Raw genomic sequence first — 25,730 nt, 5'->3', positions numbered from 1 at the left:
AGCAGCGGCATGGAGGGCATAGAAAAATTCCCGCATCCAGCCCCCAGGGGAGGCCCGGATGCGGGAAGGTGAATATCAGGCGGCGTTAATCTCGATGCGCCGCGGTTTGGCTGCTTCAGACTTGGGCAGATGCAGTTTGAGGACTCCATCGGTGAGATCAGCACTTACCTTGGCCACATCTATGGTCTGGGGCACTGAAAATGTCCTTGTGTATTCGAGATCTCCAAATTCTTCCCAGGTCACTGCACCGGCTTTTTCCATGTGACGAATACCGGAGAGATATAATTTCCCGTTGTCCATGTTGATGGAAATATCTTCTTTCACAACACCTGGCATATCTGCATGGAGCAGAATTTCGGAGTCATTTTCAAAAATATCCACCAGAGGTCTGACAGATGGAAGTTCGCGGGTTTTTTCCAGTTCTTTATTTTCACTTGTGACAAGGTCTTTATTTTCACTCATGACAATTCTCCTTATTTAATTTACTGTGATCATTTTGGGTTTTGCAGCTTCAGCCTTGGGTAAGGTGAGGTCAAGTACCCCATCTTTCAAAGTTGCTGCCACCTTACTGCTGTCCACATCCGAAGGCAGGGTCATGCTTCTTGAAAAATTAAGGGTGCCGCGTTCCGCCCGGTGAACGGAATAGCCTTCGGGCACATCGGAATTTCGCTTGCCGCTGATCTCAAGATAATTACCCTGAATCTTAATATTCAGGTCATCTTTGGCAAATCCCGGCACCTCTGCACGAATGGTGAAATTCTCCCCTTTATCGTAAAGATTAATCCGGGGAACACCATCGCCAAGTATCCAGCTGGAACCTTGGGGCCTGTTATAATTTGAAGACAGTTTATCAAAATTATCCCGCATGAGATCCATTACACTGAACATCCTGTCAATATCGCTCCATCTTGTAAACATACGTAATCCTCCTTTTTATATTTGATTATGAATGGTCATAAAAACCCGGGGGGGAACATTGGTTTTGGAAATCCTTTAATGTATATGCTCCATTCAATACCAATGAAAACCTGTTCCCGTCGAGCTTGTTTTTTATCCCGACCATTTGAACAAATAATAAGACCATCGAATCTTAAGTCAATATAATTTTAATTATTTTTTATTAAAAATCTGCCTTTATTACTTTTTAATTCTATGTGTCAAAGTAATGAGCAATTCGTATTATTAGGAGGATCAGCCACCTGCGACGGGTGACACATGTGGGAAGGGGTCATGGGGGGCAAATGGGCCGCCGACGGTCCGGGGCCGGAGCGGGTGACCGTTGCGGCGGGCGGCATAATGTCATTATTAATATCAAAAGAAAAAAAAGCGCAGAAGAAATGAACATCTGCGCCTTTTGTTTACTGAAAATTTTCAGGGGTTGATCACAACATCTGCGACTATAGGAAGCGCTCGCCCCTTTTTAAGTGATAACCGTGGAGGTATTCAGGCCGGCATATCTGTCAAACAGGGATAGATTCTTCTCCAATACCAATCCTGACAGCAGATCTTTCAAGGCCATACGGTAATGGTCTATCTCCACCCCGGGAATCAGTCCATGGGCAGCAAGGGTACCTATGATCGCCATATTCTGCATACGCGGATCTTCAATGTCACCTGTCTTTACCTTAAAACAGCGTGCCCCCATGTGTTCACAGATCTTTTCAATCTCGGTGTCCGTCACTGGATCGGCCTGCCCCAGACGTACTGCAAGGGGTTGCCATGCCACATCCAGATAACACAGAACGCCCTTTTTCCTTAAAGCAATGGTGGCTCCCCGCAGGGCCTCGTGGATCTCCATTCCAAGGACGAGATCCGCACTATGGGACATGATAAGGGGAGAAAACGCATCTTCTCCCATGCGAATCCGGGAGATCACCGCCCCACCGCGCTGGGCAAGACCATGGGTATCCACAGCAATGGCACGAATACCGGCACAGTCAATGGCACGAAGCAATGTCTGACTGAGAAGTCCAATGCCCTGCCCTCCCACACCTGCCATATGAATATTAAAGATATCCGTCATTTGTTGTCTCCTTCAATGTCTATGGCTTTTTCCGGACACACCTGCCGACACGAACCGTCTCCGATGCAAAGATCATGGTTGACACTCACACTGCCATCGCCATGGCGCACAAAAGAAGGACATCCGAAGGTCTCCACACACACATGGGAACGACTGCAAAGGGCATTATCAATTTTCACATGGCGGGCAACAAAACCGGGCTTTTTCATCTGAGCCCGGGTAAACTTCAACATGCAGGGGTGTTTTGCGATGACCACACTTAACCCCTCCACGGCCATGGCGGCCTTCACATGATCGGTGAGATTTTTCTGTTGATAGGTGTCACAGGAAAAAACAGTTTCAATGCCCAGCCCCTTTAAAAGAGAGACAATGGGAATGGTGCCGCCGGCATGATCCTGATGCCCGGTCATGGCAGTGGTGCCATTTTCCATGACAATCAGGGTGATGTTGTGATGATTAAAAAGGGTATTCATGATACCGGGCAACCCAGCATGGAAAAAGGTGGAATCCCCGATAAAAGCCACCACCCGTCTGCTGGTGTTGAAAAGTGACAAGCCCGATGCAATGCCCGGGGAGGCCCCCATGCACAGAAGCACCTGTCCCATCTCGTACGGGGGCAGAAATCCAAGGGTATGACACCCGATGTCTGCCACGGTGATACCCTCATCCCCCAGGGCTTTTTTAATGGCATGAAAAGCACTTCGATGGCCGCAACCCGGACACAGCTGAGCCGGACGCGGGGGCACCACCACAGGGGGTTCAAAAAAGGACTCTGCATCCAAGGCATGGTGTTTCACAAGGTCCGGCCACACCCCATGGAGAACCGTCAAAACTTTATCCGGGGTGTACTCTCCAATGAACTCCTCCTCACTGTTTTTACCCCAAATTTTCACCGAAATAGACTGATCAAAGGCAAGGGATTTTATCTCTTTTTCATGGATATCATCCAACTCTTCCAGGATAAGCACCTCGTTGTGCGACTTGAGAAAATCTGCAATTTCTCCGGCATTCATGGGATAGATCATCCCAAGCTTGAGAATATCGGGCACAGCATCTGCGCCCTGGAGCACATCCTGCAAAGATCGACAGGTAAGCCCCTGGGTGATGATTCCGCGGCCCAAGGTATTTTTTCCGGCAATAACGGTATTCAAACCTTGCTCCCCGGCAAATGCCGTGATGCGGGGCATCCTGGCAAGGCAGGTACGCTTCATCTCCAGGGCCAGGGCCGCTATGGGGATATAGGGACCATTGTCAGGGCTGAAATCAATGCGATGTGACTCCCCCGACCCGGTAAACTCCCCAAAGGCCACTGTTTCCCTGGCATGGCATACATGGGTGGTTAAACGAAGCACCACGGCAATGTGCTCCTGTCTTGCCAGGGCCGCCGCCTTGAGATAATAGGCGTAGACTTCCCGGGGGGATGCCGGTTCCAGAACCGGAATACGCGACATTCTAAATATATTGCGGTTGTCCTGCTCGTTCTGGGAAGAGTTGGCACCGGGGTCATCCCCCACAATGACCACCATCCCCCCCGGGATATTCATCAATCCCAGCTGAACAAAACTGTCCAGGGCCACATTAAGGCCCACACTCTTGAAAAACACAGTGGAAAGATTACCGTTCAATGCCGCGCCGAAGGCCACTTCTGTGGCCACCTTTTCATTGACGGAAAACTCAAAATAAAAGGGCCGTTTCTCCTCGGAGATACTGTTGATTGCCGTTGCGATTTCCGGTGTGGGGGACCCGGGGTAGGACGTTACCACCCGGGTGCCCGCCTCCACCATAGCTCTTACAACGGCGGTATTGCCCATGACCATTTCCTTAAAGGGTTTTTTCTGGATAAGCATGTCACCAATTTTTTTCACGATCACCTCCCAAAACTTCAACATCGCGTTGTAAATTATTTGAACAATTCCAGATACTGACCATACCCCTCTTTTTCAAGATCTTTCACGGGGATAAACCGCAGGGCCGCAGAGTTGATGCAGTATCGCAACCCCGTGGGGGGCGGACCATCATCAAACACGTGGCCCAAATGGGAATCAGCCCGGGGGCTTCGCACCTCTGTTCTGGCAGCAAAGAGCAGGCGATTGTCCGTCTTTTCCACCAACGAAATGCCCTGAATGGGACGGATGAAACTGGGCCAGCCGGTACCGGATGCAAACTTGTCCGTGGAACTGAACAACGGCTCTCCGGAGACGATATCTACATAGATCCCCGGGGCCTTGTTGTCCCAATACTCATTGTTAAAGGCCCGTTCTGTTCCCTCTTTCTGGGTGACCTCATACTGCAGAGACGTCAGGCGTTTTTTTAACTGGTCATCCGTTGGTTTCACAAATGGGGAATCCTCCTTTAAGGCAGAAATCGCTGATGTAGAGAGATCTGACCCGGGGGTTTTCCCGGTGTTGATTTTCAATTGGGCTTCAAATTTTTCCAGGGCGCGCTGATCCCAGTTTTTCTTGATAAAAATGTCGCGCCCCGAGCCCCCCCGGTAGAATTTATATCGCAGGGGATTTTTCTTGTAATAATCTTGGTGATAGGTTTCTGCTGGATAAAAGGCCTCCAGAGGCCGTATGGCAGTGGCAACGGGGTCTTTGAAAATCCCCGACCGATCAAGGGCATCCCTGGCATTGTTTGCCAGTTGATGTTGTGTTTCATTCTGGTAAAAAATGGCAGAGCCATACTGCTGGCCCCGATCCACAAAGGAACCGCCGTCATCGGTGGGATCAATCTGCTGCCAGAATATTTTTAAAAGGGTTTCGTAGCTGATTTTTGCAGGATCAAAGGTGATCTGCACCACCTCAAGATGACCGCTGGCGCCGGAAGAAACATCTTCGTAGGTGGGATTTTCCAGATGGCCACCGGCATAGCCCGAGATAACCGAGTGTACGCCATCCATTTTTTCAAAGGGGTGCTCCATGCACCAGAAACATCCTCCGGCAAAGGTGGCCTTTTCCAATGTCTGCTGGGTATCGTTCATGGCACTCACCTCCTGTTCAATAAATGTATTCTGAATCAGGTAAGCCGCGACAATCAAACCAGTCAAAAAGATCATATTATAGATAGTCTTCATGGTGCGCCTCCTGTTTTTTTTTATATGAAAAAGCAGGTACTGGGTATTAGGTGCTGGGTACTGGGTGCTGATAGCAACTGCTTTTTCATTGTTCGTTGTGGCAGGTGTTTACTGCCATGTGGTTTTTATATGAAAAGGCAGCCTTCAAGGCAACCTCAGCAGAGCCGCTTCCCCGATGGGCAATAGGAACCGGACAATCGAGCTGTCTACAGTTCCGGTCCGGGGCCATTGTCCGTCGGGGGAGGGGCGGCATAATGCCACTTTCAATATTCGTTGTTTCCGACAGAACATGTGGGTTATATGAAAAAACAGCAGCCGCCCTGCAACTCTTCAACTCAGGGGGGCGAGAAATTTACAATTTTTCCAGGGCGGCCAGGGCAGCATCATAATCGGGTTCCTGGGCAATCTCCGGAACCTGCTCGGTATAGGCGACCTTTCCATCGGCATCCACAATGACAATGGCCCTGGCAAATAAAGATGCCAGTGGCCCCGTGGTAATTCTAACACCATAATTCTTGCCGAAATCATGATCCCGGAATACAGAAAGGGGGATCACGTTCTTTAAGCCTTCGGCCTCACAGAATCGGCTGTGGGCAAAGGGAAGATCCCTGGAAATACAAAGCACAACGCTGTTATCAGATTCTCCGGCCACCTGGTTAAACCGCCTCAAAGACGCGGCACACACCGGTGTATCAATGCTGGGGAAAATATTGAGAACAACTTTTTTCCCGGCATAATCGCTAAGTTTCACATCCGCAAGATCCGTTCCCACCAAGGTAAACTCGGCAGCTTTTGTTCCTATGGCCGGTAGTGGACCGTTGGTTTCAATGGGATTTCCTTTTAATGTAATCTGTGTCATGGCTGTCTCCTTTTTTATGTGCTTGTTGTATTTTAAAGGCTTGTTTATAACATTGGGTCAGAAAGGGGTTAACTTCTGATACTCAAGTTTATAAAATAAGTCATATCACTTGATGTTCAAGTTTTTTCTCACCGCTTTTGCGCCAAGGCATCGGGCGGGTGGTATCCGTTCGACCCGGTGTAAGCCCGGAACGCCACAGACAAGGCCTGGTTATAACATAGCCCACTCGTCTTGGGCCAACGGGGTCATCGAATAAAACCATACCACAATCTAATTTACATTCAGTGGATATTCTTATGGTAATTGCCATATCAATGTGATACACATCTGTATCTCTTAATAAGCATTATCATGCCGAAAATCATAAGGCAGCAGGAGAAAAGACAAAGAAAATGGAAGATTTCATATTTGATAAAGAAAATCTGATACTGGTTCTGGATCACCTGAAAGACGGCATCATTGCCCATGACATGAATCGCAAAATTCTCTTTTTCAATAAAGCCGCTGAAAATATAACCGGATATTCCAGACAGGAGGCCCTGGGAAATGACTGTCACCAGGTTTTTGATGCCCCTTTCTGCGGAGAAAGATGCTCCTTTTGCAGTACAAAGCTGATTCCGGATCTCAAAAACAAAATTGAATACCCCATAAACATCACCACCAAAGACGGAGAAACCAGACACGTTGAAATGAGCATCAACGGCATCATGGACAAGGGTATCCTGAAAGGGGTAATTGCCTCCTTCCGAGACACCACAGAACACGATGCCCTGGCAGCCAAAGCCGAAGAACTCACGGCCTTTTCCGGCATCATCGGCAAAGACAGGGAAATGCTGCAACTATTCCAGCAAATAAGGGATGTCGCCTCCTATGACTATCCCGTCCACATCTGTGGAGAAACCGGAACCGGAAAAGAGCGGGTGGCCGAGGCACTTCACAATGAAAGCAAACGGGCCGGGGCACTTTTTGTGCCGGTGAACTGCGGAGCCATCCCCGAAGGGCTTGTGGAAAGTGAACTTTTCGGACATGTGAAAGGCGCTTTCTCCGGGGCCGTCAGGGAAAGAAAGGGCCGGTGCGAACTTGCCCACAAAGGCACTCTGTTTCTGGATGAGGTGGCGGAACTGCCCAAACAGATCCAGGTCAAACTGTTGCGATTTCTCCAGGAAGGCACTATAGAAAGGGTGGGCGGAGAAAAAAGCATCCAGGTGGATGTAAGAATCATCAGTGCCACCAACAAAGACCTTGCAAAGGAGGTTGAGCGTGGTAATTTCCGCAAAGATCTTTTCTACAGACTCAGCGTGATCCCCATTGAGCTGCCGCCATTGAGAAATAGACGCAACGATATCCCCCTGCTGATCTCCCATTTTCTGGAACGGGCAAAAAAGGAAAATGACGGTGATATTCCCCAATTTTCCAAGGATGCCGTGCGGGTGATGATGGATTATGCCTGGCCGGGTAATGTACGGGAATTGCAGAATGCCGTACAGTTTGCCATTGTTCGATGCAAACAAAATGAGATCCTGCCCATGGATCTTCCCATGGAGTTAAGAAATATGAACCCGGATGCCTGCTTGGAACCGAATCAACCCGTTTCCAAACCCGGCAAATCATCCAGACTAGATATCGCATCGGTGCAGGAAGCGCTGAAACTCACTGGCGGCAACAAGGCAAAAGCTGCCCGGTACCTCAAAGTTGGTCGGGCTACCCTTTATCGCTTCCTGGACAGATTCCCCCAGGCACTGGACGGAATCAACACCTTTCAATAAACCATTGCATTTCGCCGCCGGAACATATTGCCACATTGTGGTAATTATGCGTTGACAATGACCAACTCATGGCATATAAAGATAAATCATGGAAAGTATTGAGTTCAAGAAAATAAGATCTAAACTGGGCAAAACCCAGAAAGAAATGGCCCAGCTCATTGGCACCTCCATCAAGGCCGTACACAGTTATGAGCAAGGATGGCGGAAAATCCCCCACCATGTCGAACGGCAGATGCTCTTTCTTGTTTTCAGGTCCATCCACGGTGAAACAAAAGAAATTTCCTGCTGGGACAAATTAAACTGCCCGGATAAACGACGAAGCAACTGCCCGGCCTGGGAGTTTAAATCCGGGGATCTGTGCTGGTTTATTAACGGCACCATCTGCAGTGGCCAGGTCCATGAGAACTGGCAGGAAAAAATAATTGAATGCAAAAAATGTCCAATATTCAAAAAACTTTTCCAGGACACCGCCAACCCCTCAGAGCCACAGGATAAGCCTGAAAATGAATGACTTAAAGAAAAATATCATCACCTGCAAAACCGATAATCAACGAATTTTTGAACAGCGCAGAAACCTTCCCGGTGTCATTGACACCATCCTGGAAAGCCTGGATGACGGCAACTGTTTTGCCCACATCGGAGACGAGCCCATTAACTTTGGCACCTCGGTCCAGGTGATGATTGACAAGTTCAGGGAAATTTTGTTTCCCGGCTATTTCTCCCGGGAAAAATTGGATGGGGCCAATCTAAAATACAGCATCGGCCAGACCATTTCCCAGCTCCATGATATCCTTGCCGAACAGATTACCCATGTGCTGCGTCATGATTGTTTACGCTATGGACAGGCCTGCGTTGAGTGCGAAAACAAGGGATATCAGACGGCACTGAAAGTTATTGAAGAGATTCCAGCCCTCAGACGCTGCCTTGCAGATGATGTGGTGGGTGCCTATGAGGGAGATCCGGCTGCCAAAAGCCATGATGAGGTTATTTTCAGTTACCCGGGGCTCTATGCCATCACCGTATATAGAATTGCCAATATTCTGAACCGGTTGGAAATCCCCCAGCTGCCCCGCATCATGTCCGAGCATGCCCACAGCATCACCGGCATTGATATTCACCCCGGGGCCACCATCGGCAGACGGTTTGTCATTGATCATGGCACAGGCATTGTCATCGGCGAAACAAGCATCATCGGCGACAATGTGCGGATTTACCAGAATGTCACCATCGGGGCGCTGTCCCTTCCTCCGGGGGCCGGGGAAAAACTGCGGGGCGCCAAGCGTCATCCCACCATAGGAAATGATGTTATTGTTTATTCCGGGGCCACCATTCTTGGCGGAGAGACCCTCATCGGAGAAAGATCTGTCATTGGAGGCAATGTCTGGCTGACCCGGTCTGTTCCCCCGGACACCAAGGTGTTTATTGAACCCCCGAGGCTGGTCTATAAATATCAGGAAAACCCGGAGTAAGGAGCCAAAAACCTCAGCTCCCCCCCCACTACAGGCAAAAAATCAAAAGAACCTCGGACAAACATTGCAGCCATTTGCCCGAAAGTCAGCTCCCTGTGATGGCCAAAGAGGCCATGTTCAGATAATCCACAGGAATTTTCCAAAATCCACAGAACTACACCTGTGTTTTCTTCCAGAAGGGAGACATATCCCGCAGACGCTTGATAATTCCCGGCATCACCGAAATAATATGATCCATTTCCGCCATGGTATTGTAAGTGGAAAGGGAAAACCGGATGGTGCCGTGGGCCGATTCAAAGGGAACCTTCATGGCCATGAGCACATGGGAGGGGTCCAGGGAACCTGAGGTACAGGCGGATCCGGACGAGGCGCAGATGCCGGTCTGATCCATCAAAAGCAGAATGGATTCGCCTTCCACTGCATCAAACCCGATGCTCAGGGTATTGGGCAGGCGATGTGCTCGTTCACCGTTCACCGAGGATGCCGGAATATTTTCAAGCAGACCCGCTTCCAGATGATCTCGCATGGCTTTCACCCGGGTATCCATTTCTTTCAAATGCGCTCCTGCAAGTTCGCAGGCCTTTCCAATGCCAATGATGGAAGCTGTATTTTCGGTTCCGGCCCGGCGACCGCCTTCCTGGTGCCCGCCTTTAAGAAAGGGGGAAAACTTTATCCCTTTTTTAACATACAAAACCCCGATGCCCTTGGGCGCATGGATCTTATGACCGGACAGAGAAAGCATGTCAATGGGTGCCTGGCTCACATCAATGGGCACCTTACCTGCGGCCTGGACTGCATCGGTGTGGAACAATATTCCCTTTTCCAAGGCCTTTTGGGCAATCTCTTCCACGGGAAAAATCACCCCGGTTTCATTGTTGGCCCACATGAGGGTAACAAGGGCCGTATCCTCTGCCATGCTGCTGTAAAGCAGATCCATATCCAGACGTCCCATACGGTCAACGGGAACAAAAGTGATGCGATACCCCTTTTTCTCCAGGGACTCACACAGACTTTTCACCGCCGGATGTTCCACCGCCGATGTGATAATGTGTTTTTTATCCGGATTGGCAGCAAGAGCCGACAAAATGGCAGCATTATCACTCTCACTGCCACAGCTGGTAAATATGATCTCTTCTGGCTCTGCATGGATAAGATCTGCCACCTTTTGTCTGGCTTCCTTTAATTTCAGCCCCACGTTGCCCCCAAAGGAATGCATGCTGGAGGGATTGCCGTACATCTCTGAAAAATAGGGAAGCATCGCTTCCAATACTTCAGGAGCCACCATTGTGGTGGCATTGTTGTCTGTGTATATTGTCGTCATGGGTTCCTCCCGGTTTATGCTTCCACCTTGGCCGTGGCCACGATTTCCGTGATTTTTTCCACACATTTACCGCAGCCGCCACCGGCCTTGAGGTAACAGGTGACATCCTCTGCGGACTCCAGGCTATTGGCTTTCACCGCCTCAATGATTTCAAGATCAGTAACCCCAAAACACTCACAAACCACATTGCCGGGTTTTTCCTGAATCTGGATGCCGCGATAAGAGTTAATGGCCTTTCTTAATGCATCCTGTCCCATGACAGAGCAATGCATTTTTTCTTTGGGCAGTCCATCCAGATAATCGGCAATGTCGTCATTGGTCAACTTTGCGGCATCATCCAGGGTCAGCCCCTTTACCATCTCCGTCAATGCAGAAGAAGAGGCAACCGCACTGGCACAGCCAAAGGTCATGAATTTTGCGTCGGTGATTCTGCCATTGGCATTGACTTTAAGAAAAAGTTTTAACGCATCCCCACAGGAAAGCGAACCGGTCTCTCCCACAGCGTCGGGACTGTCCATGACACCGGAATTGCGTGGATTGAGAAAATGATCTTTTACTTTATCTGAATATTCCCACATAGTCGTTCCTCCTGATCAAAATAATATTTCAACAAATTCATGGAAATAACTGCTGGGAAACGTCTCATTGTCTGCATAACCCTTATAATTATTTTTAAAGCTGTTTCCAGATTCCATTTATTTGAAATGATTTCGTTGATTCCGGCATTAAACATACTACATTGTAATATCTTGTCAATCCTCTTGTGTACAATTCAGGCAGACCTGAGCAGGTTTCAGGAGAGAATCGTAAAGCTTGGTCACAACATTGCCCTGCACCCATATTTTCCAAAGAAACTGAATCATCAAGTTGATCTTTTCCTTTGAGATGTGTAATTTAAATTTGATGAATTCCTTTTTTGCCCCCGTTTGGGTAAAGAATAAGAACAATTATCAGGCAAAACAGAAAAAACAATGCCTTTCAAACCACGGAGGATCTTAATGAAAAAAATCTTTATAAGCGTTCTGGTACTTTTAAGCTTTACCATGGGTCTATACCCGGAGGCATTTGCCGGAGAAAAAACATTGACCATAGGTATTTCCAAGGAACCTGCCAAACTCAATCCGGTTTTAATCCCAGGTATTTATGGAGAAGCCCTGGCCGGAAATATTTTTGACACCCTTATCTCTTTTAAAGAGAGTGCATCCACCCCGGCTCCAGGCCTGGCCGAAAGCTGGGAAATCAGCGAAGATGGAAAAAAATACACCTTTCATTTAAGAAAAGGGGTTAAATTCCACAATGGTCAGCCCCTTACATCCGCAGATGTAAAATACACCATTGAGGCCACCATGGACCCGGCCAATGCCTCCCCCAGCAAAGAGTTCTTTGCCCCGGTGGATCGGGTGGAAACCGTGGATAATTTCACCATCAACCTGTTTTTAAAAGATGCCTATGCCCCCCTTCTCCTGGCACTTGGCAGCCCAACGTCAGGCATTCTTCCCAAAGAACTGGTCTCCAGGGTGGGTATGGACGAATTTGACAGCCATCCCGTGGGCACCGGCCCCTTCATGTTTGTGGAGTGGCTGCCCGACGAGCGCATTGTGCTCAAAAAAAATCCCAACTATTTCCTGGGCGTTCCCAATCTTGACAGGGTTATTTTCCGCCCTGTTCCCAAACCCGAAGTCATGGCAGCCGAGATTGAGTCTGGCGGCATTGACATCGCCCAACAGATCCTGCCCCAGGATATCAGCCGCCTTGCCAAGGATGACCGCCTCAAGGTGATGACCATCCCCGGCCTTGGTAACTCCTATATTGGTTTTTCATACAAAACAATGCCCTTTGCCGATGTACGGTTCCGCAAGGCCATTTACCACAGTGTTCCCTTTGATGCCGCCATCAAGGGCATCTGGCGGGGTGTGGGAGAAAGAGCTTACTCCTGGATTCCCCCGGGTGTTTTCCCCGAAGATACGGAATACATGAAAAAAAGTGCCCTGGCCTATGATCCCAAACAGGCCAAGGCCTATTTTGATGAACTTAAAAAAGAGGGGATTCTTCAAGAAGGCTTTGAATTTCCCATCTACACATCCCAGAATCCCCACCGGGTAAAAATTGCCACAGCTGTGGCCACAGAGTTGAGAAAATACGGACTCAAGGCTCGGGTGGAATCCTTGGAATGGGGTACACTTTTCCCCATTTTAAAAGCAGATTCCGGTTTTTACATCATGGGATGGGGGTCTGTGCCTGATCCTGATCGATGGACCTACAAAATTTTCCACAGCGGTTCTTCCATGAACTTTTCCATGTATGAACTGCCGGAAATCGACAAGGCCCTGGATCTTGGCAGAACCCTGGTGGGCGCTGACAAACGGGGCGAGCAGTATAAATTTATCATGAGAAAAGCCCTGGCCCAGGATTATATACATATTCCCCTGGTCTTTAAAAGTGTCACCGCCGTTTGCAGCAAGCGGGTAAAGGGTTTTGAACCCTCGGCCCAGGATTATTTCCATCTGGTCACGGAAAAAAGAAATGTCACCGTGGAGTAATCCATGAATCCCCCGCCGGCTCTCCCATCCCCCGGACAGCCGGCGACCCATTACCCAATACCAATTACTTGCTCCATGGACATGTTATGCTGAATTATACCCTGCGACGTCTCATGCTTCTTGGGCCGCTGCTGTTTTTTATATCCGTGATGATCTTTGCTATCCTAAAGCTCACGCCTGGAGATCCTGCCATGGTACTTCTGGGAGACCGGGCAACCAAAGAGGCCCTGGAACTGACCCGGGAAAAGTTTGCCCTGAACAAACCCGTCCATGTCCAGTATATCAAAATGATGACCCATCTGTTCACAGGAGAACTCAAATCCATCTATTACCGGGAAAATGTCATCATGGTGGTACTTAAAAAAATGAAGCCCACCCTGGAACTGGGGGGGGCTGCCATGGTGCTGGCCATATTGGTATCCATCCCGGCGGGAATTATCTCTGCTGTGAAGCGGAACTCCTTTTTTGACTACGCCTCCATGACCACGGCCCTGTTCGGGATCTCCATACCGGTGTTTTTCACGGGAATTCTTTTGATCTACTTTTTTGCAGTAAAGCTTCGCCTGCTGCCGGCATCGGGGTATGGCGGAAGCATGTTTACTGTGGATGGCATGCGCCACTTGATCATGCCCGCCTTTGTGCTGTCCTTTACCCTCATGGCCTCCACCACCCGCATCACCCGGGCTTCCATGCTGGATGTCATCAAGGAAGACTACATCCGTACGGCAAGGGCCAAGGGAGTCCGGGAATTTACGGTGATAATGACCCACGCCTTTAAAAATGCTCTGATGCCCGTCACAACCAACCTTGGCAACCAAATTGCCCGACTTTTTGCCGGGGCAGTTCTCACGGAAACGGTGTTTGCATGGCCCGGGGTGGGACGGCTGGCCGTCAATGCCATTTTCCGGCGGGATGAACCCCTGGTATTCGGGTGTGTGCTCATCCTCTCGTTTATCTATGTGGTGGTGAATCTTCTGGTGGATCTCTTTTACGGGGTTATTAATCCCCAGATCCGTTACGAATAGGAAAAAACATGGTCAGGTTAAAATCTTTTTATCTGTTTATTCTCTCCCTGATTCTCCAGGGAGGACTGTTTCCCATGGCATCCCGGGAGTGGATCTCCTATGGGATTTTCACCTTGATGACACTGGGAGTGGGGCTTTTTACCCTTGCCATGGACAGGAACAGAAAACGTCAAACCACCAGCGCCATGAAGGGAAGCCGGGAACTCATGTGGCTGCGCCTTAAAAAGAATAAAACCGCCATGGGGGCCATGGGGATGCTCATCATCCTTTCATACCTCACCGTGCTTGCCCCTTTCATTACCCCCCAGAGTCCTCTGGACACGGATTGGGGAGCACTTTCCCAGGGAATTTCCACCACCCACTGGCTGGGCACCGATGACATGGGCCGGGATATTTTTGCAAGAACCCTTTTCGGCATCCGGGTGGCCATGGGCATCGGGGTTACGGCTGTGGTGCTAAACACCCTGATCGGCACCTTTCTGGGGCTTTTGGCCGGTTACTACGGGGGCAAGGCCGATACCCTGATCATGCGACTTCTGGAGGTGTGGAACGCCATTCCCTTTATCCTGCTGGCCATTGCCATCATGGCCGCCCTGGGAACGGGCATTGGAAAATTGATTCTAATTGTGAGCCTTTCCAACCTCATGGCCTTCGCAAGGATCATACGGGGTTCGGTGCTCACCGTAAAAGAACATGACTACATTGCCGCAGCCCGGGTCATCGGCATCACAGACACAAGCATTATTCTTCGCCATGTTTTGCCCAACTGCATCTCCCCCATCCTGGTACTGGCAAGCCTGAGCATCGGAGAAACCATTCTTGTCATTGCCGGCCTCTCCTTTCTGGGACTTGGAATTCAACCTCCCATGCCAAGCCTCGGGGGCATGCTGGCCAATGGACAGCAGTTTCTCCATGAAAATTTTCTCATGTCACTGGTGCCCGGAGTGGCAATTTTACTCATTGTTCTATCCTTTAACCTCTTCGGAGATGGGGTCCGGGATGCCCTGGACAGCCGCCTCAATGATTAATTCTTTTTTAATACCCATAAGCCAAGCCTAACCCCATTTTTACTGACCCCATTTTTACGGAAAGAGACTATGATCCCAAGCCCTCTGCTGGAAATTAAAAATCTGGACACTGTTTTTCTAACCGATGACGGTATCATTAAAGGATGTGACAAGGTGAGCCTGGTTGTAAACCCCGGTGAAACCCTTGCCGTGGTGGGGGAATCGGGCTCAGGCAAATCCGTGACTGCCATGTCCGTCCTCAATCTCATCCCTGATCCACCCGGCAGGGTTATTGGTGGAGAAATCCGCTTTCGGGGCCGGAACCTTGTGGGACTTGCCAAGGAAGAGATGCGCAAAATCCGTGGCAATCAGATTGCCATGATTTTCCAGGAACCCATGACATCCTTAAATCCCGCCATGACCGTGGGAGCTCAGATTGCAGAAAGTGTGATACTCCATCGCCACGCGGACAAAAAAGAAGCCCTTGAAAAAGCCCAGGAGATGCTCCATCTTGTGGGCATACCGGCCCCGGCCCAGCGCCTGAAAGAGTACCCCCACCAGATGAGCGGAGGCATGCGCCAGCGGGTCATGATCGCCATTGCCCTTGCCTGCAGCCCCAGCCTTCTCATTGCAGATGAGCCCACCAGTGCCCTTGATGTCACCATCCAATCCCAAATTTTAAAACTGATGAAAAAATTACAGGATCAAATGGGCATGGCCGTGATCCTCATCACCCATGACATGGGGGTGGTTGCGGAAACCGCTGACAAGGTGGCGGTGATGTACTGCGGCAGCATTGTGGAGTATGGCACAAGCCATGATATTTTCTTTAATTCAAAACATCCCTATTTACAGGGACTAAAACAGTCGGTACTCTCCATTGATGATACGGTGGATGAACTGCCGATGATTGCCGGCAATATTCCTGATCCCCTGCATCTCCCAACGGGGTGCCGGTTTGCACCCAGGTGTCCCCGGGCCATGGAGATCTGCAAAAAAGACCGGCCCCAGCCGGTTTATTTCAATGATGAACACCATACCTGCTGCTGGCTTTACGGAGGCGAGCATGAAACCCGATTCTGAAACCTACCCCCGGACACCCTCCCCTGCCCCGGAATATGCCCTTAAAAATACTACGGCGGATACCTCCATGAACACTGAATCTGAAAAAGTGCTCTCCGTCAAGGATCTCAAGGTCTATTTTCCTGTTAAAAAGGGGATTTTCAAAAAAACCGTGGGCTATGTCAAAGCTGTGGACGGCGTCTCATTTGATCTTTTCAAAGGCAGAACACTGGGCCTTGTGGGGGAATCTGGATGCGGCAAAACCACCGTTGCCAAGGCCCTGGTAAAACTGGTTCCGGCCCACCAGGGACAGGTGATCTGTCGGGAACAGGATATATTGACAGCCCCGGCCCCGGAACTCAGAAAGCTGAGAAAAAATATCCAGATGATCTTCCAAGATCCTTTTTCATCCCTGGACCCCAAGATGACCGTGGGCAATATCATAGGGGAAGCCGTAAAATTCCACCGCCCAGGAGAAAATGTCGAAAAATTGGTGCAGGACTGCATGGAGATCACCGGATTGAGAAGAGAGTATGATAAACGCTATCCCCACGAGTTCTCCGGTGGCCAGCGCCAGCGCATCGGCATTGCCCGGGCCCTGGCCACGGAGCCTGCCATTGTCATTGCAGACGAACCGGTGTCAGCCCTGGATGTATCGGTGCAGGCCCGGGTGCTGAACCTGATGAAATCGTTGCAGCAACGCTTGGACATTGCCTATCTTTTCATCACTCACGATCTTTCTGTGGTGAAGCACATCTCCCATAACATTGCCGTGATGTACCTTGGCGGCATTGTGGAAATTTTCAATTCAAAGGATTTAAAGAACGGCACGGTGCACCCCTACACCCAGGCATTGATATCCAGCATTCCTTCGGCCAAGCCTGGACAGAAAAAAAATCAGATTGAACTTACAGGGGAGCTCCCCTCCCCCATGGATGCCCCCCCGGGCTGCCGATTCCATACCCGGTGCCCTTACAACATCACCCGGTGTGAAACCCACCGCCCCTCATTGGAATTGGTAAACCCCGGGCACTTTGTTGCCTGTCACCGCTGGAAGGAAATTAAATTTTCATGAAACCCATCATCGGCATTACCACCTTTTATGACAGAAAACCCCAGAAAGTATACACAGCTGTGAGTGACAGCTACGTCAAATCCGTAATAAAGGCCGGCGGCATCCCCATTCTCCTGCCAGTGGTGGAAGAAGTGGAGCTGGCAGATGAATACCTGGATGCCATTGACGGTTTGCTGCTCTCCGGTGGTGAGGATGTGTGCACCATGCGCTATGGAGAAAACCCCATCAAAGAGGTGGAGATGTTCTGCCCCCAGCGGGATGATTTTGAAATCAATCTATTTATTGAGGCACTGAACCGTGACATGCCGGTACTGGGCATTTGCCGGGGAATCCAGGTGATGAATACAGCCCTGGGGGGCTCTTTATACCAGGATATCTTCGCCCAGATAGACAATGTGCTGGGCCATCTGCCCAAAAAAATGCCCGTTGACACGCTGTTCCACTGCATCAACATCATGGAAGGCTCCCGCCTGGAGGGCATTTTCAACACCCGTAACCTGCGGGTGAACTCCTACCACCACCAAGCAGTTAAACAGGTGGCAGAGGCCTTCACCGCCACGGCATTTTCCACGGACAACATCATTGAGGCCATTGAACACAAAGAAAAACGCTTTGCCGTGGGGGTGCAGTGGCACCCCGAGGATCTCACCATAAAATATCCCCATTTTATAAAACTGTTTGAGGCCCTGGTAAACGCCTCGAACCGGACAAAACCTTAATATTTGATCAAAAAACAACTCAAATAAATCATAATACACTGAAATATAAATAAATTTTTACACAATGTTTTTTTGAACTATTTTTTAATCATTTAACAAATTGAAATCAAAAGTTTTTTTGAGTTTTGAGCCACATAAAACTCAAAAAAGAAGACCGGTTTAAATTGCATACATACCGTGCATTTAAATATAGTCCACTTAACCCCTTATAATAACTACCTATTCTCATCAATTCAAGCATCATGGCATGCTAAATGCATTCTCCACAATTTCATAAAGTGACAACATTCCCTATTCATTCCGGATACACTTCCTGAATGAAACAAGGCAACGTACGTTTATTTTCAGTAAATATTCGGATTGCTACTGTAAACGTTTGGACAGTTTCCCATATGCCCGCATTCGGGGCTGCGCAGCATACTAAATGGTATACGAGCAGGTCAAAATTGTTAAAAATGGGGTGCTGGTCAAATTTTTACTGATTTTATGAAATTGTATAAATACAACAAATGCATCACCCTTTCTACAGCAACAGGTTCGACATACGCACAGGTGATGCACTTTTAATCTTCAAGGAGAAACAAATGGCCGTCAGAAACCAGAAAGCAGGATTCAACAATCTCACCGGATATGGCATCAATGCCTTCACCACCCAGGAACTTGAAGCCATACATGCAGCCACCCTGCAGGTATTCCAGAACACCGGCATAAAGGTGGAGACCCCCGAAGCCCTTGACATTTTTGCCCAGGCAGGAGCATCGGTCAAGCGCATGGACAAGTACGGAATCGTCAAAATCCCAGGTTACATCGTGGAAGAGAGTATCCGGTCCACCCCCAAGGTGGGCATGTTTTATGGCCGCCGCCCCGAAGACGACTATTTTACCGATGACAACCGGGTGGGGTTCACCGCAGGTTTCGGCGAGCATGTTAAAATCATTGACCCTGAAACCCGTCTGGTAAGGCCCACGGTAAAACAGGATCTTGCCAACATCACCCGGGTCCAGGACGCGCTTTCCGTCATCCCGGTCATTGAACGTGCCGCCTGTTCCGGCGACTGCCTTCCCGCAGCCCAACCGCTTCACAACTATGCCGCCATGGTGGAGAACACCAGCAAGCACTGCTTTCTTGGCTTTGGCGGTGGAAGAAATGCCGAAAAAATAATCGAGATTGCCAAGATTGCAGCTGGCGGCGAGGAACAGTTCATGGAACGTCCCACTGTCACCGGCTTTGTCTGCCCCACAAGCCCCCTTACCCTTGTCAATGAGGCCTGCGAGTCCATCATTGCCTGTGCCCGGGGCGGCATCGGCATATCCATCATCCCCATGTCGCTTTCTGGTGCATCTTCCCCTGCAAGCCTAGCCGGCGTAGTGGTTCAGCACAATGTGGAGGTTTTGAGCGCCGTCATTCTGGCCCAGCTGACCCGCAAGGGCACGCCCTGCGTATACTGCGGTTGCTGCACCATCATGGATCTTCGCCTGGCCTGTTCTCCTGTGGGCGTTCCGGAAATGGCCCAACTGAGCGTGGCCTATGCAAAACTTGCCCAGTTTTACAAACTTCCCAGCTGGGTGGGCGGGTGTGCATCGGACAGCAAGCTTCCCGATGCCCAGCAGGGATATGATTTCACCCTGACGGCCCTTCCTGCAGCCCTGGCCGGAGCCAATGTCATCTATGGACTTGGTGCCATTGAATCCATACTGACCTTTGATTATGCTGCCATGATCATGGGCGCAGAGCAGGCGGAACGAATCCAGCAGGTAGTTTCAGGCATCAACGTAAATGATGAGACCATGGCCCTTGATCTTATCCACGAGGTGGGACCAGGCGGCGAATACATGACCAACAAACACACTTTCCAGAACATGAGAAAGATGTCCGCTGGCAAACTGTTCAACCGTCTTAACAGGGATGCATGGGAACAGAAATTAAAGAAAAAACCCATTGCAGAACAGGCCTATGACGCAGCACAAAACATCATGAAGAATCACAAACCCATGCCCCTTCCCGAGGGAGCCATGGCAAAAATAAACGACCTGATCGCAGCCTATGAGGATGAACTGAAATAACAAATTCTGATCAAGCCCTTTATGTGCTATCCGGATAAAATCCATTTTACAGGCAAAGCTATTTTCCTGTAGAATGGATTTTGTTGTTAACACCCAGCACCAAAAACCGCCAGAGACAGTCCGTAACCAGGCACTGCACTGTCCGGCAACAAAGAAGGGGAAAAGTTATGAACGATATACCATCGGAGGGAATACTTGACGGCGTAACTCTCCGCCCCACGGACAACGGCACATCCCTTGAGAACGAAGAACGTCTCCATTATGCCCTGACTGCATCGGAGGAAGGGATCTGGGACTGGAACCTTGCCAACGATACCGGATATTTAAGCCCCCGGTATTATGAGATGCTGGGGTATAAAACAGATGAGTTTCCCGGAGACGGTAAATACTGGGTCAACATGCTCCATCCCGATGATAAGACAATGGCCCTGAAACAGATTGTGGATGTGATCCAGAAAAGGCAATCCAGCTATAACTCTGTTTACCGCCTGAGAGCAAAGGACAATACCTATCGCTGGATTCTCTCCCGCGCCATTGTGGTGCGCTGGGATGATAAAGAGATCCCCCTTCGACTGGTGGGCACTCATCTTGACATCACCGAAGCCCGGGAAAAAGACCAGGCACTGCTCAAATACAAGGAAAACCTGGAACATGAGGTGGAAAAACAGACCCGGGAGATAAAAGCCACCAACCGCCAGCTGGAGACAATTCTCAACTCCTCATCCGAAAGCATCTGGGTATGCGACGGCACAGGCAAAATTCTTTCCATCAACCGGGCAACGGAAAAACTGCTCCACATAAAAAGCAGTGATGTGGTGGGAAAGAATATCAGAGAGTTGAAAAAAAACGATTTTATTGACCGAGCCGCCACCCTGGAGGTGATTAAAACCAGAAAAACCGTCACCATCATGCAGAACGTCAGAAAACCCAAAAAACAGCTGATGGTAACGGGCACACCGGTGTTCAACGACGCAGGAGACATTGATCTGATCATCGTCAATGAACGGGATCTGACCCATCTCAATCAAATGAGAAATGATCTTGAACGTGCCCAGAGCACCACCAGCCGATACCGGGAGGAGCTGACCACTCTTAACTTAAAAGAGTTGAAGGAACAAAATATCATTGCCGAAAGCAAGGAGATGCAGCAGGTGATCACAACGGTGATGAAACTTGCCCGGCGGAAGGTCAGCCCCATTCTCATCATGGGTGAATCCGGCACCGGCAAAGGGCTGCTGGCGAAATACATTCACAGCCAGGCCTTTGAGGTAGACAAACCCTTTGTTCAGCTCAACTGTGCGGCACTGCCGGAAACCCTTCTTGAAGCTGAGCTATTCGGTTATGACAAGGGGGCATTCACAGGCGCAAGGGACCAGGGGAAAATTGGTCTTTTTGAAATGGCGGGCGGCGGCACCCTCTTTCTTGACGAGCTGGGTGAAATGTCCCTTCCCATCCAGGCAAAACTTTTGAAATGCCTTGAAGAAAAGGAGGTGATGCGCCTGGGAGGATTAAAACCGGTTAAAATTGACTGCAATGTCATCACCGCCACCAATATCAATCTTCAGCGCCAGGTGCGTGAAGGAAAATTCCGCCAGGATCTTTTTTTCCGGCTCAACACCTTCACCATCACCCTGCCCCCCCTGCGCAGACGTCCCGAAGACATTTTCGAAATGATCATCTTTTTCCTTAAAAAATACAATGAAAAATATGGACTGCATCGTAAAATATCGTCCAGGGGTATTGAACAGATTCAAAGTTATGCTTTTCCCGGCAATGTGCGAGAATTGAAAAATATTTTAAAGAAAGCAGTTGTAATGGGTGAAAGCGATGTGCTTGAAGATCTTGTAAACCAGAACCCCATCCCCATATCTCAGCCCTCTTCCGTGGAATATAACCTTGCTGACAGCGAGACATTTGACTTCAAGGGCAAACTTCTTGAATGCGAAAAACAGCTGATGCTCAAAGCCCTTGAACGCCATGACACCACACGATCCCTGGCAGATTTTCTAAAGCTCAGCCAATCCTCCGTGGTAAGAAAACTCAAAATCCACGGCCTGAGCAATCGCCTGAAACGCAACAGCCAGAGCCATTAGAACCAGCTGGCTTCGGTCTTGTCCAGTTCAGGATCAGGCCTGATCCCAACCTGGGCCAGCCATCACATCTGGCGGCCCAGCGGGCTCTAATAAAATCGATATCATGATTCATTTTTTGTTCAAAAGAACCACAATACACTGTTTTTAATATAAATATCGAGCGTAAAAGACAAGACCCATATTTTAATCATTTTAACCCACTGAATTATTATATTAAATCAGACAACGATTCAAAAAAAGCTCATATGCAGCGTACCGTTTTTTCCCCGCCATAACGATCTCTGCTTCATACCTCCCAAAAAAACAGAGATAACCTTCCGTTTTAACAATTAAAAATCAATAACATCCATATTCAATCAATCATGGCACAGTTAATGCTAAGTTATAATGTTGATTACAAAAAAAGTGAATCATGGACAAACCATATTCCATAGAAGGAGGAACCGTCGTGAAGCGCAATGTACATGCCGGAAGACAGTTGAGCGGAGGATTCAGTCTCAACATCTTCAGCGATGATGAAGCCTATGACATCCATCTGGCGACACTTGAAGTCCTTGAGAAAACAGGGATTTTCGTGGAGGACAAAGAAGCCCTCAAAGCCTTTGGTGATGCCGGTGCCATCATCGACAAAGAAAAAAAAGTAGTCAAGATTAAGCCGTATATGGTTGAGGATGCCGTCCGGTCTGCCCCATCCAAAATCGTGCTTGCCGGTCGAAAGCCGGAAAATGACTATGTTCTGGAAAACAACCGGGTGGGGTTTACCAATTTTGGTGAAGGCATCAAGATCTTTGACATTGACACCGGAGAGCTCCGAGAAACATTGAAAAAAGATGTTGCCATGACCGCCAGAATGGTGGATGCCATGAGTGAAATCGATGTTTACGAACGTGCCGTGGGTGCCCATGATGTTAACCCGGCCGTGGCCCCGCTGCACAATGCAGAAGCTTTTCTTTCCAACACCACAAAACACTGCTTTCTTGGTCCCATCAGCGGACATCTTGTAAAAAAGCTGGTTCAGATGGCAGCCGCCGTTGTGGGGGGAATGGATAAACTGCGCGAGCGCCCCATCCTGTCTTTCATCACCTGCCCTGTCAGCCCGCTGAAGCTGGTACAGGACACCTGTGAAATCATCATGGAAGGTGCCAGAAGCGGTCTTGCCGTGAACATTCTTTCCATGGCCATGGCCGGTGGATCATCCCCTGTGAACCTGGCAGGAACCCTGGTGAACCACAATGCCGAGATTCTTTCCGGTATCGTCCTGAGCCAGAACACAGTCAAGGGTGCCCCTGTCCTTTACGGCAGCTCCACCACATCCATGGATTTGAGATTCGGAGCCGCCTCTGTGGGATCTCCGGAATGCGCCATGATCAATGCAGCCGTGGCGCGTCTTGGCAATTACTATGGACTGCCCACGTGGGTCGCCGGTGGTTAGGGCGACTCAAAAGTATGCGATGCCCAAAGTGGTCATGAAAAAACGATGACGGGCCTGATGGCAGCGTTGGCAGGTGCCAACCTGATCTACGGTCTTGGTATGATCGAAAGTGGAATGACCTTTGACTATGGGCAGCTGTTGATGGACAACGAAATCGCCAAGATGATCAAGTTCTGCGTGGGCGGTATTCCGGTGAATGATGAAACCCTTTCCGTGGAGGTGACCAAGGAGGTCGGTCCATTCAAGGATTTTCTAACACACAAAAATACCTTTCAGAACATGAGAATTCAGTCTCAGCCCAAACTGATGGATCGAAAAGTTCGCGCCACATGGGAAGCTGCAGGCAGTAAAACCCTCCATGAAAGGGCCATGATAGAGGCCCGGCGGATCATGGAGACCCATAAGCCAGATCCCCTTCCAGACGGTGTAGCAGAAAAACTGCGTGCCATTGTGGAAGAGACAGAAAAAGAGATGGGTATTTCCTGATCATTGCCAAGGGCGGACCGTATTTCATGTCTTGGTCCGCCCATAAAAAAGGTTGAAAAATTCCCAGCTTTGCCGGGAGTTTCTTATAAAAAAATCTATGATTTTTTGGAGAAAAAATGCGCAAACTACTCGAACCTATTTTTGGAGACTATGACGAGAAGATATTTTATCCTGTGGTGGGACTGCTACTGTTCATCCTGGCCGCCATCTTAATCGATTCCGAGGCCACAAAAAAGTTCTTTGATGCGATCAATCACTGGTTAATTTTTAATTTCAGCTGGGGCTTTCTAATTGGTGTGGGAGCCACCGTTTTTTTCGCCATCTGGGTGGGCACCAGCAAGTACGGCAGCATGAAGTTGGGGAAGGATACTGACGAACCGGAATTTACCTTCATCGCATGGGTTTCCATGATGTTCAGTGCCGGATTCGGCCTTTCCACCCTCATGTGGTGCGCCGCAGAACCCCTTTATCACCTCTATCAATCCTCCTGGACCATTGATGCCGGTACAGCTGGCACCCCCGCAGGTGTTCCCCAGGCCATGCTGCTCACCTGGTTTGACTGGGGATTCCATGGCTGGGCACTGTTTGCCATCGGCGGACTTGCCATTGCCTTTCCCGCCTACCGCATGGACAAACCCATGACTCTCGGCATCGGCCTTTTCGGTATTTTAAAGGAAAAATCACTCACCGGGTTCTGGGGAAAACTGGCTGATATTCTCGGCGTCATCAGCACCCTGGGGGGCAACAGCGCGTCCCTGGGATTTGGTGTTCTCTCCATTGCCTACGGTATCAAGCACATCACCGGCATTGAGCTTGGCACCGCCGGTACCTTGGTGGCCATGGCCATGATCATCATCGCCTTTACCCTTTCCGCCGTCAGCGGTGTGGAACGCGGCATCAAGTATTTAAGTCTGATCAACATCTACATCGGCATCGGCATGATCCTTTATCTGTTGATTGTGGGCCCCACCGGATATCTCTTAAACCTCATCACCCAGACCTTCGGACAATATATCACCCAGTTCTGTACCCTTACCTTCTGGACAGATGCGGCCAATTTCAAGGACGGTGTCTGGGAACAGAGAAGCTGGCTCAACTGGTGGGTGGTCTTCTACTGGCTGTGGTGGGTAAGCTATATCCCCTTCTGCAGCGGTTTTATTGCCAGGATCTCCAAGGGACGCACCATCCGTGAATATATCGTTGGTACCACCATAGTTCCAGTTCTCATGACCTTTGTTCTCTTTGGTGTCTGGGGCGGCAATGCAGCCCACCTTGAAGTCACCGGAGCTGCTCCCATTTGGGAAGCCGTACAGAACGATTTCGGCAGTACCATCTACACGGTTCTGGCCCAGTATCCCATGGGTGGGGTTCTTTGCGTGGTGGTATTTTTCAGCATTGTCTGTTTTGGTGTCACCACCAGTGACTCTGCATCCTACTTTATTTCCATGCAGGTATCCCGGGGAAGCCTGAATCCCACCATCGCCATGAGAATCTTCTGGGGTGTTATGCTTGGCAGCCTGGGGCTTATCCTGCTGGCATCGGGAAAACTCAATGCGCTGAAGGCCATGGCCATTGTGGTGGGAGCACCCTTCTTCTTTGTTCTGCTAGGGTATATGGTCTCCATTGTCAAGATGCTCAAAATGGCTGAAAAAGGCGACCTCTAACAAGACAATATGGTCCACCACCACCTGTGGACTCCATAAACCGAGGCCTGATT

General features: G+C 49.4%; 20 protein-coding genes and 1 pseudogene. 13 read left to right on the top strand and 8 right to left on the bottom strand.

Annotation, left to right across the window (positions count from 1 at the left end; genetic code table 11):
* Nucleotides 1-75 precede the first annotated feature (75 nt).
* From ACYQ2M_RS05530 to tpx, 6 genes are all read right to left on the bottom strand, one after another.
* A complete protein-coding gene (locus ACYQ2M_RS05530) occupies nucleotides 76-462 on the bottom strand; it encodes an Hsp20/alpha crystallin family protein (RefSeq protein ID WP_459915325.1) in 387 nt (128 codons plus the stop codon).
* A gap of 15 nt (nucleotides 463-477) precedes the next feature.
* Complete coding sequence (locus tag ACYQ2M_RS05525) at nucleotides 478-918, bottom strand: Hsp20/alpha crystallin family protein (RefSeq protein ID WP_459915324.1); 441 nt, start codon at nucleotides 916-918, stop codon at nucleotides 478-480.
* Between the two features lie 502 nt (nucleotides 919-1,420).
* Nucleotides 1,421-2,023 (bottom strand): 2-oxoacid:acceptor oxidoreductase family protein, encoded by a 603-nt coding sequence (locus ACYQ2M_RS05520; RefSeq protein ID WP_459915323.1) that lies wholly within the window; start codon nucleotides 2,021-2,023, stop codon nucleotides 1,421-1,423.
* The gene (locus ACYQ2M_RS05515; RefSeq protein ID WP_459915322.1) at nucleotides 2,020-3,888 is read right to left on the bottom strand and encodes a thiamine pyrophosphate-dependent enzyme; all 1,869 of its coding nucleotides are present in this window, start codon (nucleotides 3,886-3,888) and stop codon (nucleotides 2,020-2,022) included. The genes ACYQ2M_RS05520 and ACYQ2M_RS05515 overlap by 4 nt, the downstream gene beginning before the upstream one ends.
* 35 nt (nucleotides 3,889-3,923) lie before the next feature.
* The gene (msrA, locus tag ACYQ2M_RS05510; protein ID WP_459915321.1) at nucleotides 3,924-5,096 is read right to left on the bottom strand and encodes a peptide-methionine (S)-S-oxide reductase MsrA; all 1,173 of its coding nucleotides are present in this window, start codon (nucleotides 5,094-5,096) and stop codon (nucleotides 3,924-3,926) included.
* 352 nt (nucleotides 5,097-5,448) lie between these two features.
* The gene (gene tpx, locus ACYQ2M_RS05505) at nucleotides 5,449-5,955 is read right to left on the bottom strand and encodes a thiol peroxidase (protein ID WP_459915320.1); all 507 of its coding nucleotides are present in this window, start codon (nucleotides 5,953-5,955) and stop codon (nucleotides 5,449-5,451) included.
* A 392-nt stretch (nucleotides 5,956-6,347) separates the two neighbouring features.
* On the opposite strand from tpx, the gene ACYQ2M_RS05500 reads away from it, so the two are divergent.
* From ACYQ2M_RS05500 to ACYQ2M_RS05490, 3 genes are all read left to right on the top strand, one after another.
* Nucleotides 6,348-7,721, top strand: coding sequence for a sigma-54 interaction domain-containing protein (locus ACYQ2M_RS05500; RefSeq protein WP_459915319.1), 1,374 nt, complete (start codon nucleotides 6,348-6,350; stop codon nucleotides 7,719-7,721).
* 88 nt (nucleotides 7,722-7,809) lie between these two features.
* Nucleotides 7,810-8,232 (top strand): helix-turn-helix domain-containing protein, encoded by a 423-nt coding sequence (locus ACYQ2M_RS05495; RefSeq protein WP_459915318.1) that lies wholly within the window; start codon nucleotides 7,810-7,812, stop codon nucleotides 8,230-8,232.
* Nucleotides 8,225-9,190 (top strand): serine O-acetyltransferase, encoded by a 966-nt coding sequence (locus ACYQ2M_RS05490; protein WP_459915317.1) that lies wholly within the window; start codon nucleotides 8,225-8,227, stop codon nucleotides 9,188-9,190. The genes ACYQ2M_RS05495 and ACYQ2M_RS05490 overlap by 8 nt, the downstream gene beginning before the upstream one ends.
* Nucleotides 9,191-9,344: 154 nt before the next feature.
* On the opposite strand, the gene nifS is transcribed toward ACYQ2M_RS05490, so the two are convergent.
* The gene (gene nifS, locus ACYQ2M_RS05485) at nucleotides 9,345-10,511 is read right to left on the bottom strand and encodes a cysteine desulfurase NifS (protein WP_459915316.1); all 1,167 of its coding nucleotides are present in this window, start codon (nucleotides 10,509-10,511) and stop codon (nucleotides 9,345-9,347) included.
* Nucleotides 10,512-10,525: 14 nt separating this feature from the next.
* Entirely contained in the window at nucleotides 10,526-11,089 is a 564-nt protein-coding gene (gene nifU, locus ACYQ2M_RS05480; RefSeq protein WP_459915315.1) for a Fe-S cluster assembly protein NifU, read from the bottom strand.
* 420 nt (nucleotides 11,090-11,509) lie between these two features.
* Between nifU and ACYQ2M_RS05475 the strand changes: the two genes are divergently transcribed.
* The 10 genes and pseudogenes from ACYQ2M_RS05475 (at nucleotide 11,510) to ACYQ2M_RS05430 (ending at nucleotide 25,677) form a co-directional block, all read left to right on the top strand.
* Nucleotides 11,510-13,051 carry an ABC transporter substrate-binding protein gene (locus ACYQ2M_RS05475; RefSeq protein WP_459915314.1) on the top strand — a complete coding sequence of 514 codons (1,542 nt, stop codon included), beginning with the start codon at nucleotides 11,510-11,512 and terminating at the stop codon, nucleotides 13,049-13,051.
* Between the two features lie 86 nt (nucleotides 13,052-13,137).
* Complete coding sequence (locus ACYQ2M_RS05470; RefSeq protein WP_459915313.1) at nucleotides 13,138-14,076, top strand: ABC transporter permease; 939 nt, start codon at nucleotides 13,138-13,140, stop codon at nucleotides 14,074-14,076.
* An 8-nt stretch (nucleotides 14,077-14,084) separates the two neighbouring features.
* Nucleotides 14,085-15,104, top strand: a complete 1,020-nt coding sequence (locus tag ACYQ2M_RS05465; protein ID WP_459915312.1) for an ABC transporter permease — start codon at nucleotides 14,085-14,087, stop codon at nucleotides 15,102-15,104.
* Nucleotides 15,105-15,173: 69 nt separating this feature from the next.
* Nucleotides 15,174-16,166, top strand: coding sequence for an ABC transporter ATP-binding protein (locus ACYQ2M_RS05460; RefSeq protein WP_459915311.1), 993 nt, complete (start codon nucleotides 15,174-15,176; stop codon nucleotides 16,164-16,166).
* Nucleotides 16,150-17,220, top strand: coding sequence for an ABC transporter ATP-binding protein (locus tag ACYQ2M_RS05455; RefSeq protein WP_459915310.1), 1,071 nt, complete (start codon nucleotides 16,150-16,152; stop codon nucleotides 17,218-17,220). Before ACYQ2M_RS05460 ends, ACYQ2M_RS05455 begins: the two co-directional genes overlap by 17 nt.
* A complete protein-coding gene (locus tag ACYQ2M_RS05450; protein ID WP_459915309.1) occupies nucleotides 17,217-17,939 on the top strand; it encodes a gamma-glutamyl-gamma-aminobutyrate hydrolase family protein in 723 nt (240 codons plus the stop codon). Before ACYQ2M_RS05455 ends, ACYQ2M_RS05450 begins: the two co-directional genes overlap by 4 nt.
* A 584-nt stretch (nucleotides 17,940-18,523) precedes the next feature.
* Complete coding sequence (gene mttB / locus ACYQ2M_RS05445) at nucleotides 18,524-20,002, top strand: [trimethylamine--corrinoid protein] Co-methyltransferase (protein ID WP_459915308.1); 1,479 nt, start codon at nucleotides 18,524-18,526, stop codon at nucleotides 20,000-20,002.
* Between the two features lie 167 nt (nucleotides 20,003-20,169).
* Nucleotides 20,170-22,095 carry a sigma 54-interacting transcriptional regulator gene (locus tag ACYQ2M_RS05440; protein ID WP_459915307.1) on the top strand — a complete coding sequence of 642 codons (1,926 nt, stop codon included), beginning with the start codon at nucleotides 20,170-20,172 and terminating at the stop codon, nucleotides 22,093-22,095.
* Between the two features lie 412 nt (nucleotides 22,096-22,507).
* Nucleotides 22,508-24,013 (top strand): annotated as a pseudogene (mttB, locus tag ACYQ2M_RS05435) ([trimethylamine--corrinoid protein] Co-methyltransferase).
* Nucleotides 24,014-24,129: 116 nt separating this feature from the next.
* Nucleotides 24,130-25,677 (top strand): BCCT family transporter, encoded by a 1,548-nt coding sequence (locus ACYQ2M_RS05430; RefSeq protein WP_459915306.1) that lies wholly within the window; start codon nucleotides 24,130-24,132, stop codon nucleotides 25,675-25,677.
* Nucleotides 25,678-25,730 lie beyond the last annotated feature (53 nt).

Source organism: Desulfocicer niacini (assembly GCF_054657595.1).
Note: the sequence above shows the minus strand (reverse complement) of the source record. Positions and strands in the feature narration are given on the sequence as shown.